Raw genomic sequence first — 17,250 nt, 5'->3', positions numbered from 1 at the left:
GAAAAGTGAAAGAACCGAAAATTGGCTTAGCTCTTGGATCTGGGGGCGCAAAAGGTTTTGCTCATATTGGTGTTATAAAGGTTTTAAGGGAAAATGATATACCGATTCATATGATTGCAGGAAGTAGTATGGGGGCTTTAGTAGGTACATTTTATGCCGCTAGTTCAAACGTTGAAAGACTGTATAAACTGGCAAATGTTTTTAAGAGGAAATATTATTTAGATTTTACGGTTCCGAAAATGGGATTTATTTCTGGAAAACGTGTCAAAGATATGATTAAAATGTTTACATATAATAAAAATTTAGAAGAATTAGATATCCCGACGGCTGTTGTGGCTACTGATATCTTAAAGGGGGAAAAAGTTGTTTTTACAAGTGGTCCAGTTGCAGAGGCGGTGAGAGCGAGTATTTCTGTACCTGGAGTGTTTGTGCCAGAGAAAATAGATGGACGATTATTGGTAGATGGCGGAGTGATTGATCGCATCCCAGTATCGGTTGTGAAAGAGTTAGGTGCCGATATTGTCATTGCTGTTGATGTATCCCCGATTAAAGTAAATGGAGAGGTTACGTCTATTTATGATGTAATTATGCAGAGTATTGAAATTATGCAACATGAGCTTGTGATAAATCGGCAAATTGCATCTGATTTAATGATGCGCCCAGCTGTAGAACAATTTAGTTCCCGGGCTTTTACAAACATTGAAGACATTATTCGAGTTGGAGAGGTAGAAGCGGAAAAGCATGTTGCAAATATTCATTTATTAATTGAGCAGTGGAAGGAGAAACATAATGTTTAAGCGTTTTCGGTTTATATATGCAATTTTAATAGGGGTTATATTGGCAATGTTACTTGTTTACGTACGCCTGCCGTATTATGTGACGAAACCAGGAATGGCTGCAAAATTAGAGCCTTACGTTCAAGTTGAGGGAGGAACAAAAGAATCTGGTGATTTTATGCTTGTTACGGTTTCAATGGGACCGGCAAATGTAGTGAATTTAATAGCGGCACAGTTTAATAAATATACACATATTTCAAAAGCGGAAGAAATATTGCAAAAAGGTGAAAGTGATGAAGAATATCAATTTCGCCAAAATTATGCAATGAAAGATTCGCAAAATGCAGCGATTTATAATGCTTATAAACGTGCAAATCGTACTGTTTCTTTTGAAAATAAAGGTGTGTTGGTTGCTGGTGTAGCGAAAGGGATGCCTTCAGAAGGAAAGCTTAAACTTGGAGATGTTATCATTGCCGTCGACGGAAAAACATTTGAAAAGACAGAACAATTTATTGAATATATGACAGGGAAAAAAGAAGGAGATACAGTAAATATTGAGTACAAGAGGGATGGGAAACAGTTAAAAGAAAATTTAAATGTAAAGACTATTCCGAATGGAAATGGACGTGTTGGTATAGGTGTTTCTATCGTTACGGAAAGAGAATTAGTGGTAGATCCGAAAGTGAAAATTGACTCTCATGAAATAGGAGGACCATCGGCAGGTCTAATGTTTACATTAGAAATATATAATCAGCTGGTGGACGAGGATTTAACAAGAGGGCATGAAATAGCTGGAACAGGTACGATTAATGAAAAGGGAGAAATTGGCCCGATTGGCGGTATTCAGCAAAAAGTAGTCGCTGCAAGTGATGCTGGTGCTGAAGTGTTCTTTGCACCAAATGAAAAAGGTGCGGAGAAATCGAATTATAAAGATGCACTTGAGGCTGCGAAAGATATTAAAACGAAAATGAAAGTTGTGCCAGTTGATACGTTGGATGATGCATTAATGTATTTGGAAAAAATGGGCAAGAAATAAAAAAATCTCTCTGAAAAGAGAGATTTTTTATAGGAATTTTGCAGTTGTTTCATCGTAACGAATTGGGTGATGTGTTGCATCTTGTTTTAGTAGTTGTGTTCGTAATGGTTCTTGTATGATGGAGAAATATACAGAATTGGCTTTTCGATCTATGTGTAAAGTAGGATGGTCAAATGTTTTTGTATGGGTAAGGATTGGAAGCTCTATTTTTTTCTTGTTTTTTGAAAGGTACGTTTGTCCTTTTTGTGACATGCCTAATAGACGAATGTATGGTGCATGTTGTTCTATATTTGCGCAATGTATTTCTTCTTTTGTTGTATTTGTTAAAATATGTGTACAAGCTCTTTGTAATCTAGTCCACGTATAACGTTTCGTTTTTAACGCTTCCATGAATGAATGGAAGGAGGAACTGGTTTGTATTTTTGATAAAATACGATGCTCTAACCCTTCCTCAATTTCATATATATGTCGTAAGTCTTCTGGAGACATTGTCATAAGTTTGTATTTAAAAAATGAAAAGTATTGTTCCCAATTATGTAATGTCCCGTAGTTTTGTTTATAACTTGCTAAAAGAGAAGCAGTCGCTTTTGGGATGAAAGGCTCAATTTCTGTAAAGGAACTATTTTCACTAAAAAGTTGTTTGCGAATACTTGTTGCGCTTGCAATATGTTGGTCGTTAAATGTTTCATCATGATAATGAGATGCGAACCTTTTTATCGTTTGTGCTTGCATAGAACTATTTTGCATTAGAATTGCTTTTATGTATTGGAAGCCTAAAATGTTATTTGGTTGTGACATGTCTATATTTTTTTCAGAAGATAAAATGTGTAGGAAAGCTTCAGATGTAGCTTTTGCGTAACTATTACCTGCGTTCATAAATTGCTTTACAAGACGATTAAAAGTCTCTTCTTCATTTTTCTGCACAGAGATGGTGTTATAAAAATTTTCGATTTGTCCATCTTCACTGCCGAAACAAATTTCAGAAACGTGTAGGGCGTTTAAAATAGAAATAGCGCCATTTGCAAAGGTTTCGGCCTTTTGCGTTGAAAAGGCATAAGGAAGCTCTACAACGAGGTCTACACCGCATGCTAAGGCCATTTTGGTACGATACCATTTGGATACGAGTGCTGGCTCACCACGTTGTAAAAAAGGGCCACTCATAACAGCGATTGTAATATCAGAGTGTGTTAACTTTTTTGTTTGTTGCACATGATAAGCATGACCGTTATGAAAAGGGTTATATTCAACAACAATACCACTTGCTTTTATGGTAATCTCTCCTTTCGATGTAGCATCTTTTTGAAAAACGTGATACTCTATATATTATTTACTATGATGACTTCATTATAGTGTAAAGAAAAAACATTGACAAATATAAAATGGCTAGCTATAATTTTGTTTGTTGCCTTGAGGTGATATGATATGAAATGGTCCATCCATCAATTGAATAAATTGAGAAATAAAGGATTGACATTGGATGAGATGGTAGATGTAAGTGAGCTAAAAGAGGTCGAGAAAGATATTCGTGAAATTAATCCTGTTCACGTAACAGGAAGAGTTGATTTTGGCTCCGGTAAGTTTACGTTCCATCTACATATAACTGGAAGCATGGTTTTACCATGTTCTCGCTCTTTAGTAGATGTGACATTACCATTTGACATTAAAACAACTGAGGTGTTCCAAACTTCACAAGAAGAATTTGAAACTGAAGCTGAAATTCATTGTTTAGAAGGAGAAGTACTTGACTTACTGCCCGTAATCAAGGAAAATATACTTTTGGAGATTCCAATGCAAATTTTCAGTGATGATGTTTCTGGTGGAGCACCGACGCAAGGTCAAGACTGGCAAGTGATTTCGGAAGAAGACAAAGAAAAGCCTGTTGATCCAAGATTGGCAGGACTTGCAAAGTTTTTTGACAAATAATCGGAAGACTGGTTCAGGCCTTCATATGAAAATAACTATTTCTTTTAAGGAGGTGGGAAGAATGGCTGTACCTTTTAGAAGAACTTCTAAAACAGTAAAAAGAAAGCGTCGTACGCATTTCAAATTATCAGTACCTGGTATGGTAGAGTGCCCAAGCTGTGGTGAAGCGAAATTAGCTCACCGTGTATGTAAAGCATGCGGTACTTACAAAGGTAAAGAAGTAATCAGCAAGTAATTGCGGGAAAATAAACGTAGAAGATATCTTCTACGTTTATTTTTTTTGTCTTATTCTTCATTTGTTGTATTCTATCTTTTCTAGTAACTGCATATGTTTAATAAAAAATGCATAGGGAGGACTAGAGAGATGGCGACAACAAGACAAGATGCTTGGACTGATGATGAAGATTTGCTTCTGGCAGAAGTAGTACTCCGGCATATTCGAGAAGGTGGAACGCAATTATCTGCCTTTAAAGAAGTGGGAAGACATTTATCTCGTACACCAGCAGCATGTGGCTTTAGATGGAATTCTTACGTTAGAAAGCAATACAAAGAACGTATTGAAGAAGCGAAGCAACTGCGTAAAGTGGAAAATTATGAAGTGAAAGAGACGAAGGTATTAGAACCTACGTCAATTACATTGAATGATGTTATTGATTTCTTGCAAAATTATAAAGATGAAAACTCTTTAGTGGTGTTGCAACAGCAAATTGAATCGTTACAAACAGAGAAAGAGAGCCTGTTGGAGCGATTATCAGTATATGAGGAAGAATATAGAACATTGCTTGATTATATCGATCAAAAAAGAAGTGTAATGGTAGCGGAAAGAAATAGCGCTCGTTCGAATGGGAAATTAGAGAAGTTAAAGAAATAAAAAAACAGCTGCTATGTAGCTGTTTTTTTATTTCTTATGCAGACTCTTCGTTTGTAACCGTATTCAAATTTGTTTCTGGGTGCCAAACGTAAAAATCACCATCAGGTACTGACACAGGTTGGAAATTTAATTTATCCCAAAAACCAGCTGAATGGATACGTGCGATCGTTTTAATTGGGAACTGTAGTCCCTTCGCATAATTTACAAGCATTTCTCCGAATCCTTGTTTTTGGAAAGTTGGTAATACTTCAAGTTTATAAAGTTCTAGGTAAGTACCTGTAATTTCGAATGGTTCCCCGCCGTTCCTTTTCATGTATAGACTCATACGTGCAATGAGTGATCCACCATAATAAATACCGTAAAATGGAGATTCACTATTGTTTTCAATAATGTTTGCTTGTAATTCTTCTAACATGGATAGTTCTTGAGCTCCGCAGCCTTTAAATTTTTTAAACTCGTCTAATGTTTTATAATTGATGAGCAAGCGCTCAACTTTTGGGAATCCCATAACATCACATCCTTTTTGTCTCATTGAATGCAGAAAAGTGAAAATATTTATAATAATATTATAACTCATTTTTTTACTTTTATGAAGATGATAGTGTATTTCTTTTATTATTTTTTGAGGATTTGCTAAACTAAGAGTAGAAGCATAGTAATAAGTAGTCTATACATATTGGAAGAAGAGGTGGCATTTGTTCATCTTTAGTTAATTATGATTCCACACGAATCGAATCGAGTGTTTGAGGAATAAAAGGGGAGGGGAAAAAGGGACTTGTGTATCGTGTTCAGATGAGTTCCTTACGTGAAAATGAAAATCGGAGTTGTGGGACCAGGAGCTATTGGTCTATTGTATACATTTTATTTACAAAAAAGTAATCAAGATGTTACGTTGTTTACAAGGACAGCTAAGCAGGCTGACGAATTAAATATAACGGGTGTAACTTGTATTAGGGAGGGGAAACGTGAAACGGTATTCCCGCCAGTATTACCAATAGAAAGTATGCTAGACCAGCAACTAGATTATATATTTATTGCTGTTAAGCAATATCATATAACTGACATACTACCTTTTGTGCGAGGGAAATCCTCAGTAGTCTTTTTGCAAAACGGAATGTCACACCTTCATGCTATGCAGAAAATAGAGAATGAAAATATTGCAGTTGGAATTGTAGAGCATGGTGCAAAAAAAGAAGAAAGACATACCGTTTATCATACAGGGATAGGTGTAACGAAGTTTGGAATCGTGCGCGGTCGGTCTATACATTTTGAAAAAATATTTAATTGCTTTCCTTTTCCACATTTTCCAATTCGAATAGAAGATGATTGGAAGGGTGTTATGCACAAAAAATTAGTAGTGAATGTATGTATCAATCCATTGACGGCATTATTACAGGTCAAGAACGGAGAATTGATTACGAACCCGTTTTTTAATCAGATGATGGAGCAAGTATTCCAGGAGGTCGTTTTTCTCGTTAAAGAAGAAAAAGAAATGGTATGGGAAATGGTACGTCATGTATGTGAAAGAACGTCTCATAATACATCATCTATGTTGGCAGATGTAAGGGCGAATAGACAAACAGAGATTGGTGCGATTGTTGGATATGTATTAGAAGAAGCGAAGAAACAGCAACGATCCGTTCCGACACTTCAATTTTTGTTTGATGCAATAAAAGGGTTAGAAGTAAAAGTATAAGTGTAATTCTTTGCTTTTACGTGAAACATTGACTACAATGTGGATTGGTGAGAGAACAGGATACGAAAGGAAGAATTATATGGAGATAAAAGAAATCTCTGTTCCGCAACAAGGTGTTGTAGCGGACTATATGAACGGTAAAAAAGAGATACAGTCGTGTTTTGATTATATGTTAACAGAAGATGCTTTTAAACAGCGTGTACAAGATTTGCGTGAGAGGGAGTTTTTCCGCCAAGATTTAGTAGCGCATTTATTAGAATATAATACAAAATTACAAGCGGGAGAAGCTACAATTCAAAATGTAAAAGCGCTTGGAGATGAAGATACATATGTTGTTATAGCTGGACAACAAGCTGGTTTATTAACTGGACCACTTTATACGATTCATAAAATTATTTCAGTTTTACAGCTTGCGAAGGAAAAGGAAGAAAGTTTAGGCGTTAAAGTTGTTCCTGTTTTCTGGATTGCTGGTGAAGACCATGATATGGATGAAATTAATCATACTTTTGTAACGAAGAATAAAAAAATAAAAAAGACCATTTTTCATGATCGTAATCCGAAAAAGGCGAGTGCTTCAGAGTCTGAGCTTTCTTTGGAAGACTGTAGAAAGTGGATTGAAGAAATTTTTAAAACATACCCTGAAACGAATTTTACAAAGGATGTACTGCAATTTATTGATGATTCTTTAGGGGAATCGAATACGTATGTAGATTTCTTTGGTCACCTTATTATGAAAATGTTCATAAATTCTGGTTTAATTCTTGTCGATTCGCATCATCCTGAATTAAGAAAATTAGAAGTGCCGTTTTTTAAACAAATTATAAGTAAGTATAAAGAAGTGCAAGAGGGGCTTCATAACCAACAGGAAGTAATTAAAGAATTAGGGTATAAGCCAATTATTGAAACAAAGTCTAATGCAGTACATATATTCATGGAAATTGATAATGAGCGAGTGTTGCTTGAAGATAATCAAGGGAAGTTTGTTGGGAAGGATGGGACGTATTCCTTTTCATATGAGGAATTGATTGAAGAGATGGAAAGAAGCCCAGAGCGCTTTAGTAATAATGTTGTAACGCGCCCTCTTATGCAAGAGTATGTATTTCCTACGTTGGCGTTTATTGGAGGTCCAGGGGAATTAGCTTACTGGAGTGAATTACAACAAGTCTTCCATACTATCGGTTTCCGGATGCCGCCTGTCGTTCCTCGTATTACAATCACTTATATTGAGAGGGATATAGCGACAGATTTACACGATTTACAATTGCAAGAGAGTGACCCGTTTTTAAATAACGTAGATAAGTTGCGTGAAAACTGGTTATCTAATCAAATAGAGGAACCGATAGATGAACGATTTGTAGAGGCGAAAAAAGAAATAATTGATATTCATAAGTCATTACAACAGTTTGTGAAGAAAATAGATCCTGGATTAAGTTCGTTTGCAGGGAAAAATGAGTTCAAAATTAATGAACAAATTGAACTGTTGGAAAGGATGTTGAAAAGAAATGTTGAGAAAAAACATGAAGTGGAACTAAATAAATTCCGTCGTATACAATTTGCAATCCGTCCATTGGGAGCGCCACAAGAGCGTGTGTGGAATGTATGTTACTATTTAAATCAGTTCGGTTTGGATTTCGTTGATCGTGTAATGGAAAACTCGTTTTCTTGGAATGGAAAACATCACGTTATAAAACTATAGAATCTTGCTCTTAGGAGCAGGATTTTATTTTTATCCCGTTGAATTTACTGTGAAGTGAATTTTTTCTGAATTATTAATTTTTAAAAAGCTAATATCGTAATTATGCAGGATACTTAAATATATGACAAAATAGCACAAAATGTAAACGTATTATTATCTTTTTCGACAGTTTTTTATTTAAATTCCCGCAAAAGATGATAAAATTTAGTATATAATAAAAGAAAATAGCGATTTGTATAGTATGCTGCCTTTGTAGGCAAGTTAAATGAGTCGTTCTTTCATAGTATTTCGTTCTCTAGTCGTGAGATATACGTTTAGAGGAGGAGATACATTCAACATAATTAATTGGAAAAAGAGTAGGTGCAACAATGTTTAATCACGTAACAGTGCTTTTGAAGGAAACAGTAGATGGCTTAGATATAAAGCCAGGTGGTACATATGTAGATTGTACACTGGGGGGAGGAGGACATAGTTCTTATTTATTATCCCAATTAACTGAAGGCGGAAGATTAATCGCGTTTGATCAAGATGAGATAGCAATTCAAAATGCGAAAGAAAAATTCTCTTCATACGGTGAGCAGTTCATAACAGTAAAGAGCAATTTCCGTTACCTATCTGAAAAACTACAGGAATTAGGTATAACAGAAGTAGACGGTATTTTATTTGATTTAGGTGTTTCATCCCCGCAATTAGATACACCAGAGCGTGGCTTTAGTTACCATCATGATGCACCGTTAGATATGCGAATGGATCAAGATGCCCCATTAACAGCCTATGATGTTGTAAATAGTTGGTCATATGAACAACTTGTAAGAATTTTCTTCCAGTATGGCGAAGAGAAATTTTCAAAACAAATAGCAAGAAAAATTGAAGCGTATCGTGAGAATAAAGCTATTGAAACGACAGGGGAATTAGTAGAACTAATTAAAGAGGGTATTCCAGCTCCTGCTCGTAGAACGGGAGGACATCCTGCGAAGCGAGTGTTCCAAGCGATCCGTATTGCGGTAAATGATGAATTGAAAGTATTTGAAGAAGCGTTGGAATCTGCAATTGAGATGGTCAAGCCAGGCGGAAGAGTTAGTGTTATAACATTCCATTCTTTAGAAGACCGTATTTGTAAAACGACGTTTAAGCGAAATAGTACAACGCCACAATTGCCACCAGGATTACCAATTATTCCTGATGAGTTTAAGCCGAAATTAAAGCTTATTACAAGAAAACCGATTTTACCTTCTGATATAGAGTTAGAAGAAAATAATCGAGCGCGTTCTGCGAAATTGAGAATCGCTGAAAAACGATAAAAAGGGGAGAGAGGTATGAGTAACTTAGCTGTAAAGTACAAGCAACAAGCGCAAGAAGAGGTTCAGATTCAAACGCCCCCACAGCAGATGGTTCAGCCAAAAGCTAAAGCGAAGATTACAAGAATCGAAAAACTGTTGTATGTAGCGTTTATTGGCTTTTTATTGTATGCCTGTGTAGCGTTTATTGGAAATAAAGCAGGCCTTTATCAAGTTAATGTAGAAGCTGCGACAATAGAACAAAAAATTGTACAGCAGCAAAAAGAAAATCAAGAATTACAGGCTGAAGTAGAGAAGTTAAGTCGTTATGAACGAATCGCTGAAGTTGCAAAAAAACACGGGCTAGAAATTAATGCGAATAATGTGAAAGGCCTCAAATAAGGCAATAGGTGTGAAGGGAAAATGAAGAGAGATATGACTAAATTTCATACCAATAAGGGAGCAGGGTATTTTATGATTTTATTCCTCCTGCTCTTTTTGCTGTTATTAGCCCGATTTTTTTACATACAAGCGACAGGAACAGTGCATAATCAGGATTTGGATAAACTTGCTAAGCAAAAACATAGTAAAACAGGAGTTCTCGAAGCAAATCGCGGGACGATTTATGATCAAAACGGTCATGTGTTAGCGCAAGATGCAAACTCTTATAAGCTTGTAGCCGAATTAAAAGGTGCAAAGCCGGTTGAGAATAAAGAGGATACTGCAAAGAAAATTGCGGGCGTACTCGGAAAAGATGAAGAGAAGATTTTAGCTACATTAAATAAAAAAGATAAAAGTCAAGTCGAATTTGGAACGCTAGGTAAAGATTTGACGAAAGAACAGAAGGAACAAATTGAAGCATTGAAATTGCCAGGTATATCTTTTATTACTGAAAATGCAAGAGTGTATCCGAACGGTGATTTTGCATCTTACGTTATAGGTCATGCTAAACCGAATGAAGAGGGAACTTCGGTGGGACAATTTGGTTTAGAAAAAAGTTTAGATAAGTATTTAAGTGCTTCTAACGGAAAAGTAGCTTATACAGGTGACCGTAAAGGTGTGTCTCTTGACGGTGGAACAGTGAATGTAAAGGCACCTAAAAACGGAGATAACACGTATTTAACGATAGATCAACGTGTTCAAAGTTATTTAGAAGATGCGATGAAATCTGCAAGTAAACATTATGACCCAGAAAGTTTAATAGGGATTGTTGCAGATCCAAAAACAGGGAAAATATTAGCGATGTCTAGTAAACCTAGTTATGATCCGAATGATCGTCAAATTCAATATTTCTTCAATGACGCAATTGCAAATGCATTTGAACCTGGATCAACCATGAAAATTTTCACGCTAGCAGCAGCTATTAATGAAGGTGTGTATAAGGGACAAGATTATTACCAGTCTGGTACATATCAAGTCGGGAACCGCAAAATAAAAGATCATAATGGCGGCGCTGGATGGGGATCTATCACATTTGATGAAGGGGTAGAGCGCTCTTCCAACGTAGCGTTTGCTATTTTAGGTGATCAAAAACTTGGTCCAGACCGTTTCAGAAAGTATATCCATGCTTTCGGATTAGATGAAAAAACGAATATTGATTTACCTGGTGAAGGTTCAAATACCATTTTATTCGATCAGCAAATACAGCAAGTAACGACAGCTTTTGGACAAGGCTCCACTGTAACACCAATTCAGCTTGTACAAGCTGCAACTGCTATTGCGAACGATGGAAAAATGATGAAACCTTATACAATTGATAAAATTGTAGATCCGATAACAGGGGAAGTAAAATTAGAACATAAGCCAGAAGAAGTGGGCAAACCGGTGACAAAAGAGACAGCAGCGCAAGTAAGACAGTTATTAGAACGCGTTGTTACATCGCCGAAAGGAACAGGAACTGCTTATAAAGTTGATGGCTATTCAGTTGGTGGTAAAACAGGAACAGCGCAAATTCCGGATGGAAAAGGAGGCTATATGACGGGAAGAGAGAATTATATATTCTCGTTCTTAGGTATGGCACCTATGGATGATCCGCAACTTGTTGTGTATGTAGCTGTTAAACAGCCAAAATTGAAAGATGATGAGAGTGGTGCACAACCTTTAGCTGATATTTTTAAATATGTAACGAAGAATAGTTTAGAGTATTTAAAGATTAAGCCTAATGAAGTGAAAGATCCGAAGAAATATGTGAAAGAGCAGCAAACTGCTGTTCCAGATGTAACGGGAAAAACGATGGAAGAAGCGAAAAAAGCCATTGATAAAGCAAAACTTCGTCCAATCGTATTAGGTGAAGGGAAAGTGCAGCAACAAGTACCGAAAGCAACCGAACAAACATTGAAGGGTGATCGAGTGTTCTTAGTGGGAGATCAACCTACAATGCCGAATATACAAGGCTGGGCACTTCGTGATGTTATGAATTTAGCAAAAACATTAAAGCTTAACCTAAAACCTACTGGTACCGGATATGTAACCGAACAAAGTGTACCAGAAGGAACATTGTTGCAACCTGGTACAGAGTTAGGTGTAACACTTGTACCGCCACTTGAACCACAACAAGAAGCAGAAAAGCCGTAATGGTAAAAGAGAAGAAGTTCTAATTAAATAAGTACAAGCATATATTGGAACAAGCTAGGCGTAAGGGAGGCTTGTTCCAATATGCGTGTATCAAATGTAACAGTTAGAAAACGACTTATTTTTATACTCATATCAGGTATACTTATTTTCACTATCATCGATATTCGTCTTGGATATGTGCAATTTTTTCTTGGGAATATGTTAACGGATCGTGCGAAAGATTCATGGAGTCGTAATATTACTTTTGAACCTGAACGTGGGAAGATTTTAGACCGAAATGGTGTGGAACTTGCTACGAATAAAAGTGCTCCAACTGTCTTTGTTGTACCGAGGCAAATTGAAAAACCAGCAGAGACTGCAGAGAAGTTAGCTGCAGTATTAGGTGTGGAAAAAGATGAGATTTATAAGAGAATTACAAAAAAAGAATCAATTGTAAGGTTAGATAAAGGCGGAAGGAAAATATCACATGATAAAGCGAAAGAGGTAAGAGGATTAAGTTTGAAAGGTGTTTATATCGCAGAGGACTCTATCCGGTACTATCCATTTGGCAACTTTTTATCACACGTATTAGGGTTTGCAGGTAGTGATAACCAAGGTCTTATGGGACTAGAAAAATATTATGATAAAGAACTAAATGGTGATGAAGGTCATGTGCGCTTTTTTGCAGATGCAAAAGGGCAAAGGATGCCTAATGTTGGCGATGATTTCAAAAAACCAGAAGCTGGTTTGAATTTAGGCTTAACAATTGATGCACGTATTAATAGAATTATGGAAAGAGAAATGAATATTGCAGAGTCGACATATAATCCAGATGGTATGATTGCGATTGCGATGAATCCGAAAAATGGTGAAATTTTAGGTATGTCGAGTCGGCCGAGCTTTGATCCAGCAGATTTTCAAAGTGTTTCTCCAGAAGTGTACAATAGAAATTTACCAGTATGGAGTACGTATGAGCCTGGTTCAACATTTAAGATTATTACGTTAGCTGCAGCTTTGAATGAAAATTTAGTAGACTTAGAGAAAGATACGTTTTATGATGATGGAGCAGCTGAAGTTGGTGGAGCTAGATTGAAATGCTGGAAAGCAGGAGGCCATGGTAGCCAAACGTTTTTAGAAGTAGTTCAAAACTCTTGTAACCCAGGGTTTATTGAACTGGGTGATCGCCTTGGTAAAGACCGATTATTTAAATACATTCGTAATTTTGGCTTTGGACAAAAAACCGGAATTGACCTGCAAGGTGAAGGTAGTGGGATTTTATTTAATTTAGACAAAGTCGGTCCAGTTGAGCAAGCAACAACTTCATTCGGTCAAGGTGTTTCTGTTACGCCAATCCAACAAGTAGCGGCAGTAGCAGCGGCTGTAAATGGTGGGACATTGTATCAACCGTATATAGCTAAAGAATTTATTGATCCGAAAAACAATCAAGTTGTAAGTAAAAAGACACCTGTAGCAAAAAGAAAAGTTATTTCCAAGGAAACTTCAGAAAAAGTTCGGTATGCATTAGAGAATGTTGTAGCAAAGGGATCTGGTAAAGGTGCTTTCATTGATGGGTATCGTGTAGGTGGAAAAACAGGTACGGCTCAAAAAGTGAAAGATGGTAAATATTTAGAGAATAATTATATTGTATCTTTTATCGGTTTTGCTCCAGCAGATGATCCAGAAATTGTTGTATATGTTGCTGTTGATAATCCGAAAGGTGTAACGCAATTTGGTGGAGTAGTAGCAGCTCCAATTGTTGGGAATATTCTTCGGGATGCACTTCCTGTTATGGGAGTGAAACCGAGAAAAGAACAAGTTGAGAGAGAATATAAATGGGGCGATACACCAACTGTGGAAGTTCCGAATTTAATTGGTATGAAAAAGAAAGACTTACAGACGCAACTCGTCGATTTGAAGCTTGATATAAGCGGAGATGGAGAGAAAGTCATTAAACAGTCACCAGAAGCAGGAGCTAAAGTGAAAGAAGGCTCAAAAATTAGAATTTACTTCGGGAATTAAAGGTAACCTAGTACGTTTTATGGTACAATTGGTGGAAGTGAGTTCTTTATAGAAGAGTTACTTAATTTGAGACCGCAAGAGTCTCGGTTATAAATAGGTCTATTTATTAGACAGAGTAGCACTTACCTCCTATTTTACATAATTAGGAGGTAACGTGTTGCTTATTAATAAAAGAGATAAATACACAATGTAGAGAGGGTTTAGTGAAATGAAGTTGCATACACTTGTATCATGTTTGCATGATTTTCCAGTTGTTCCAAAAGAAAATCCAGAAATCACATCTATAGAAGCTGATTCACGTAAAGTGAAAGAAGGAAGCTTATTTGTATGTATGAAAGGATATACGGTTGATAGCCATGATTTTGCTAAGCAAGCAGCGGCACAAGGAGCGGCTGCTATTGTTGCGGAAAGACCAATTGATGTTGACGTTCCAGTTGTACTTGTGAAAAATACTTTTCGTTCGTTAGCGGTTTTAGCTGATTATTTTTATGGTCAACCAACACACAAGTTACATTTAATCGGTATTACAGGTACAAATGGAAAGACAACAACATCGCATATTATGGATGAGATTATGCGCGCACATGGTCATAAAACGGGGCTAATTGGAACGATTAATATGAAAATCGGTGATGAAACATTTGAGGTGAAAAATACAACACCAGATGCACTAACACTTCAACAGACGTTTGCAAAAATGGTTGAACACGGTGTGGATAGCACAGTAATGGAAGTTTCGTCACATGCTTTAGATCTTGGCCGTGTACACGGATGTGATTACGATGTAGCAGTGTTTACAAATTTAACACAAGATCATTTAGACTATCATAAAACGATGGAAGAATATAAACATGCAAAAGGGTTGCTATTTGCGCAACTTGGCAATAGTTATAATCATAATCGTGAAAAATACGCGGTATTGAATAACGATGATGCTGTAACAGCGGAATATATGAGAAGTACTGCAGCAACTGTTGTAACGTATGGAATTGATACAACAAGTGATGTTATGGCCAAAGATATCGTTATGACAAGTGGTGGAACTACATTTACGCTTGTAACACCGTATGAGAGTGTAAATGTTACGATGAAATTAATTGGGAAATTTAATGTATATAACGTACTAGCTGCGACAGCGGCAGGACTTGTTTCTGGTGTAAGTTTAGAAACAATCATTGATGTAATAAAGGAACTAGCTGGAGTTCCAGGACGTTTTGAAGTGGTTGATGGTGGACAAAATTATACAGTTATTGTTGATTATGCACATACACCAGATAGCTTAGAAAATGTATTGAAAACAGCAAAACAGTTTGCAAAAGGTGACGTATATTGCATCGTCGGTTGTGGCGGTGATAGAGATAGAACGAAGAGACCAATCATGGCAAGTGTTGCAACACGATATGCAACTCACGCTATTTACACTTCAGATAATCCAAGAAGTGAAGAGCCAGGAGCTATTTTAGATGATATGGTACATGGTGCAAATGGAAATAATTATGAAGTAATTATTGATAGAAAAGAAGCGATATACCATGCAATTGCTAACGCAAAAGCTGAAGATATCATCATTATTGCTGGTAAGGGTCATGAAACATATCAAATTATTGGTAAAGATGTTCATCATTTTGACGATCGTGAAATCGCTAAAGAAGCAATTACAGAGCGTTTAAACAACGAAGAGTAACAACGTGAGAGGAGGACTACATGTGCTTGAGCAAGGTTTATTAGTAACGGCTGGGGTAGCATTCTTAATTTCTGTTGCCCTTTCGCCATTGTTTATTCCATTTTTAAGAAAATTAAAGTTCGGACAGAGTATTCGTGATGAGGGACCAAAATCACATCAAAAAAAATCAGGGACACCGACAATGGGTGGTATCGTCATATACGTATCTATGATGGTAACTTCACTTATTATGGCGATTAAGTTTAATCATTTAGGTGCAGAGGTATCGTTATTACTATTAGTGACATTTGGTTACGGATTGATTGGATTTTTAGATGACTACATAAAGGTAGTTAAGAAGAGAAATCTTGGTTTAACATCAAAACAAAAATTAGTAGGTCAGCTTGTTATTGCTATTGCGTTCTTTTTAATTGGAAAAGGGCAAGCGTTCCACACATACATCATGATTCCGGGAACGGATGTTAAGTTTGAATTAGGTTGGGCGTATTTTGTACTTGTACTATTTATGCTTATTGGTGGATCGAATGCAGTTAACTTAACTGACGGTTTAGATGGTTTATTATCAGGAACAGCTGCTATTGCATTTGGAGCATTTAGTATTATTGCTGTGGCACAAGAGCAATTTGGAGTAGCGATATTCTGTATGGCAGTTGTAGGAGCTGTACTTGGATTTTTAGTATTCAATGCGAATCCAGCAAAAGTGTTTATGGGAGATACAGGTTCATTAGCTTTAGGTGGAGCCATTGCAGCTGTAGCAATTTTATTAAAACAAGAATTGCTACTTGTAATCATTGGCGGAGTATTCGTAATGGAAACTTTATCGGTTATTATTCAGGTTATTTCGTTTAAAACAACAGGAAAACGTGTCTTTAAAATGAGTCCATTACACCATCATTATGAATTATGTGGTTGGTCAGAATGGCGTGTTGTTGTGACGTTTTGGTCTGTAGGATTTTTATTAGCTGTGTTAGGAATTTATATCGGGGTGTGGATGTAATTGAAAACTGTAACTGAATTTCAAAATAAGAATATTCTTGTATTAGGCATTGCAAAAAGTGGTTATGCAGCAGCTACATTGTTACAAAAGTTAGGGGCAAATGTTATTGTAAATGACGGAAAGCCTTTAGCAGAGAATGTACTTGCTGCAGAATTACAAGCAAAAGGAATGGATGTTGTATGCGGTGGTCATCCTTTAGAATTATTAGAGAGAAATATTTCTCTTGTAGTAAAAAATCCAGGAATCCCGTATTCTAATCCAATATTAGTTGCTGCGAAAGAAAAGCAAATTCCAATTGTTACGGAAGTTGAATTAGCATATCGTATTTCAGAAGCACCATTTGTTGGGATTACGGGGTCTAACGGTAAAACGACGACGACAATGCTTACATTTGAAATGCTAAAAGAAGGACAAAAGCATCCCGTAATTGCAGGGAACATTGGAACTGTTGCGTGTGAAGTAGCACAGGATGCAAAAGAAAATGAAGTTGTAGTTACAGAGCTTTCATCGTTCCAATTGATGGGAGTAGAATTGTTCCAACCTAAAATTGCTGCGTTTTTAAATTTATTTGAGGCCCATTTAGATTATCATGGGACGAAAAAAGAATATGGCTTAGCAAAAGCGAATATTTTTAAAAACCAAACAGAAAATGATTATAGTGTAATAAATGCAGATGATGCAGATGTGATGGCTTTATCTGCTTATAGTAAAGGTCAAAAAGT

General features: G+C 36.5%; 15 protein-coding genes and 1 pseudogene. 14 read left to right on the top strand and 2 right to left on the bottom strand.

All coding sequences use genetic code 11. The annotated features are described in order from the left end of the window. The first annotated feature begins 5 nt into the window (after nucleotides 1-5). Together MR083_RS14035 and MR083_RS14030 are read left to right on the top strand one after the other, a co-directional pair. Nucleotides 6-797 (top strand): patatin-like phospholipase family protein, encoded by a 792-nt coding sequence (locus tag MR083_RS14035; protein ID WP_000662598.1) that lies wholly within the window; start codon nucleotides 6-8, stop codon nucleotides 795-797. After that, on the top strand, nucleotides 790-1,812 hold the full coding sequence (locus MR083_RS14030; protein WP_000476300.1) for a SepM family pheromone-processing serine protease: 1,023 nt from the start codon (nucleotides 790-792) through the stop codon (nucleotides 1,810-1,812). The genes MR083_RS14035 and MR083_RS14030 overlap by 8 nt, the downstream gene beginning before the upstream one ends. A 27-nt stretch (nucleotides 1,813-1,839) precedes the next feature. Here the strand turns inward: MR083_RS14030 and MR083_RS14025 are convergent, their stop codons facing one another. Next, nucleotides 1,840-3,021: a nucleotidyltransferase gene (locus tag MR083_RS14025; RefSeq protein WP_001187903.1), complete on the bottom strand. Its 1,182-nt coding sequence runs from the start codon at nucleotides 3,019-3,021 to the stop codon at nucleotides 1,840-1,842. Between the two features lie 213 nt (nucleotides 3,022-3,234). On the opposite strand from MR083_RS14025, the gene MR083_RS14020 reads away from it, so the two are divergent. From MR083_RS14020 to MR083_RS14010, 3 genes are all read left to right on the top strand, one after another. Then, nucleotides 3,235-3,735: a YceD family protein gene (locus MR083_RS14020; protein WP_000872145.1), complete on the top strand. Its 501-nt coding sequence runs from the start codon at nucleotides 3,235-3,237 to the stop codon at nucleotides 3,733-3,735. 61 nt (nucleotides 3,736-3,796) lie between these two features. Next, nucleotides 3,797-3,970, top strand: coding sequence for a 50S ribosomal protein L32 (rpmF, locus tag MR083_RS14015; protein ID WP_001984764.1), 174 nt, complete (start codon nucleotides 3,797-3,799; stop codon nucleotides 3,968-3,970). 129 nt (nucleotides 3,971-4,099) lie between these two features. Then, nucleotides 4,100-4,606 carry an RsfA family transcriptional regulator gene (locus MR083_RS14010; RefSeq protein WP_000246478.1) on the top strand — a complete coding sequence of 169 codons (507 nt, stop codon included), beginning with the start codon at nucleotides 4,100-4,102 and terminating at the stop codon, nucleotides 4,604-4,606. A gap of 34 nt (nucleotides 4,607-4,640) precedes the next feature. Here MR083_RS14010 and MR083_RS14005 read toward each other — a convergent pair whose 3' ends face one another. Next, nucleotides 4,641-5,114 (bottom strand): N-acetyltransferase, encoded by a 474-nt coding sequence (locus MR083_RS14005; protein ID WP_000506708.1) that lies wholly within the window; start codon nucleotides 5,112-5,114, stop codon nucleotides 4,641-4,643. A gap of 297 nt (nucleotides 5,115-5,411) precedes the next feature. On the opposite strand from MR083_RS14005, the gene panE reads away from it, so the two are divergent. The 9 genes and pseudogenes from panE to murD form a co-directional block, all read left to right on the top strand. Continuing rightward, nucleotides 5,412-6,302: a 2-dehydropantoate 2-reductase gene (gene panE / locus MR083_RS14000; protein WP_000782390.1), complete on the top strand. Its 891-nt coding sequence runs from the start codon at nucleotides 5,412-5,414 to the stop codon at nucleotides 6,300-6,302. 79 nt (nucleotides 6,303-6,381) lie between these two features. Then, nucleotides 6,382-7,998 carry a bacillithiol biosynthesis cysteine-adding enzyme BshC gene (bshC, locus tag MR083_RS13995; protein ID WP_000403055.1) on the top strand — a complete coding sequence of 539 codons (1,617 nt, stop codon included), beginning with the start codon at nucleotides 6,382-6,384 and terminating at the stop codon, nucleotides 7,996-7,998. A 368-nt stretch (nucleotides 7,999-8,366) separates the two neighbouring features. Beyond that, nucleotides 8,367-9,299, top strand: a complete 933-nt coding sequence (gene rsmH / locus MR083_RS13990; protein ID WP_000481789.1) for a 16S rRNA (cytosine(1402)-N(4))-methyltransferase RsmH — start codon at nucleotides 8,367-8,369, stop codon at nucleotides 9,297-9,299. Between the two features lie 15 nt (nucleotides 9,300-9,314). Beyond that, on the top strand, nucleotides 9,315-9,677 hold the full coding sequence (gene ftsL / locus MR083_RS13985) for a cell division protein FtsL (protein ID WP_000067081.1): 363 nt from the start codon (nucleotides 9,315-9,317) through the stop codon (nucleotides 9,675-9,677). A gap of 21 nt (nucleotides 9,678-9,698) precedes the next feature. Further along, entirely contained in the window at nucleotides 9,699-11,849 is a 2,151-nt protein-coding gene (locus MR083_RS13980; RefSeq protein WP_011040611.1) for a penicillin-binding protein, read from the top strand. 81 nt (nucleotides 11,850-11,930) lie between these two features. After that, nucleotides 11,931-13,847, top strand: coding sequence for a stage V sporulation protein D (locus MR083_RS13975; protein WP_001266225.1), 1,917 nt, complete (start codon nucleotides 11,931-11,933; stop codon nucleotides 13,845-13,847). Nucleotides 13,848-14,055: 208 nt separating this feature from the next. Then, nucleotides 14,056-15,531, top strand: a complete 1,476-nt coding sequence (gene murE, locus MR083_RS13970) for a UDP-N-acetylmuramoyl-L-alanyl-D-glutamate--2,6-diaminopimelate ligase (protein ID WP_000766300.1) — start codon at nucleotides 14,056-14,058, stop codon at nucleotides 15,529-15,531. A 22-nt stretch (nucleotides 15,532-15,553) separates the two neighbouring features. Continuing rightward, complete coding sequence (gene mraY / locus MR083_RS13965; protein WP_000893058.1) at nucleotides 15,554-16,528, top strand: phospho-N-acetylmuramoyl-pentapeptide-transferase; 975 nt, start codon at nucleotides 15,554-15,556, stop codon at nucleotides 16,526-16,528. Beyond that, a pseudogene (gene murD, locus MR083_RS13960) lies at nucleotides 16,529-17,250 on the top strand (UDP-N-acetylmuramoyl-L-alanine--D-glutamate ligase); the annotation flags it as partial.

Origin of the sequence: Bacillus cereus group sp. BfR-BA-01408, assembly GCF_022663305.1 — a bacterium.
GTDB classification, from domain to species: domain Bacteria; phylum Bacillota; class Bacilli; order Bacillales; family Bacillaceae_G; genus Bacillus_A; species Bacillus_A pacificus.
The sequence above is the reverse complement of the archived record's forward strand: the minus strand, read 5'-3'. Positions and strand labels throughout refer to the sequence as shown.

Excerpts from the sequence above, each read along its gene's own strand:
- MR083_RS14030 (WP_000476300.1), top strand. The coding sequence starts at position 790 with ATGTTTAAGCGTTTTCGGTTTATATATGCAATTTTAATAGGGGTTATA.
- MR083_RS14020 (WP_000872145.1), top strand. The coding sequence starts at position 3,235 with ATGAAATGGTCCATCCATCAATTGAATAAATTGAGAAATAAAGGATTG.
- rpmF (WP_001984764.1), top strand. The coding sequence starts at position 3,797 with ATGGCTGTACCTTTTAGAAGAACTTCTAAAACAGTAAAAAGAAAGCGT.
- MR083_RS14010 (WP_000246478.1), top strand. The coding sequence starts at position 4,100 with ATGGCGACAACAAGACAAGATGCTTGGACTGATGATGAAGATTTGCTT.
- MR083_RS14005 (WP_000506708.1), bottom strand. The coding sequence starts at position 5,114 with ATGGGATTCCCAAAAGTTGAGCGCTTGCTCATCAATTATAAAACATTA.
- bshC (WP_000403055.1), top strand. The coding sequence starts at position 6,382 with ATGGAGATAAAAGAAATCTCTGTTCCGCAACAAGGTGTTGTAGCGGAC.
- rsmH (WP_000481789.1), top strand. The coding sequence starts at position 8,367 with ATGTTTAATCACGTAACAGTGCTTTTGAAGGAAACAGTAGATGGCTTA.
- ftsL (WP_000067081.1), top strand. The coding sequence starts at position 9,315 with ATGAGTAACTTAGCTGTAAAGTACAAGCAACAAGCGCAAGAAGAGGTT.
- MR083_RS13980 (WP_011040611.1), top strand. The coding sequence starts at position 9,699 with ATGAAGAGAGATATGACTAAATTTCATACCAATAAGGGAGCAGGGTAT.
- MR083_RS13975 (WP_001266225.1), top strand. The coding sequence starts at position 11,931 with ATGCGTGTATCAAATGTAACAGTTAGAAAACGACTTATTTTTATACTC.
- murE (WP_000766300.1), top strand. The coding sequence starts at position 14,056 with ATGAAGTTGCATACACTTGTATCATGTTTGCATGATTTTCCAGTTGTT.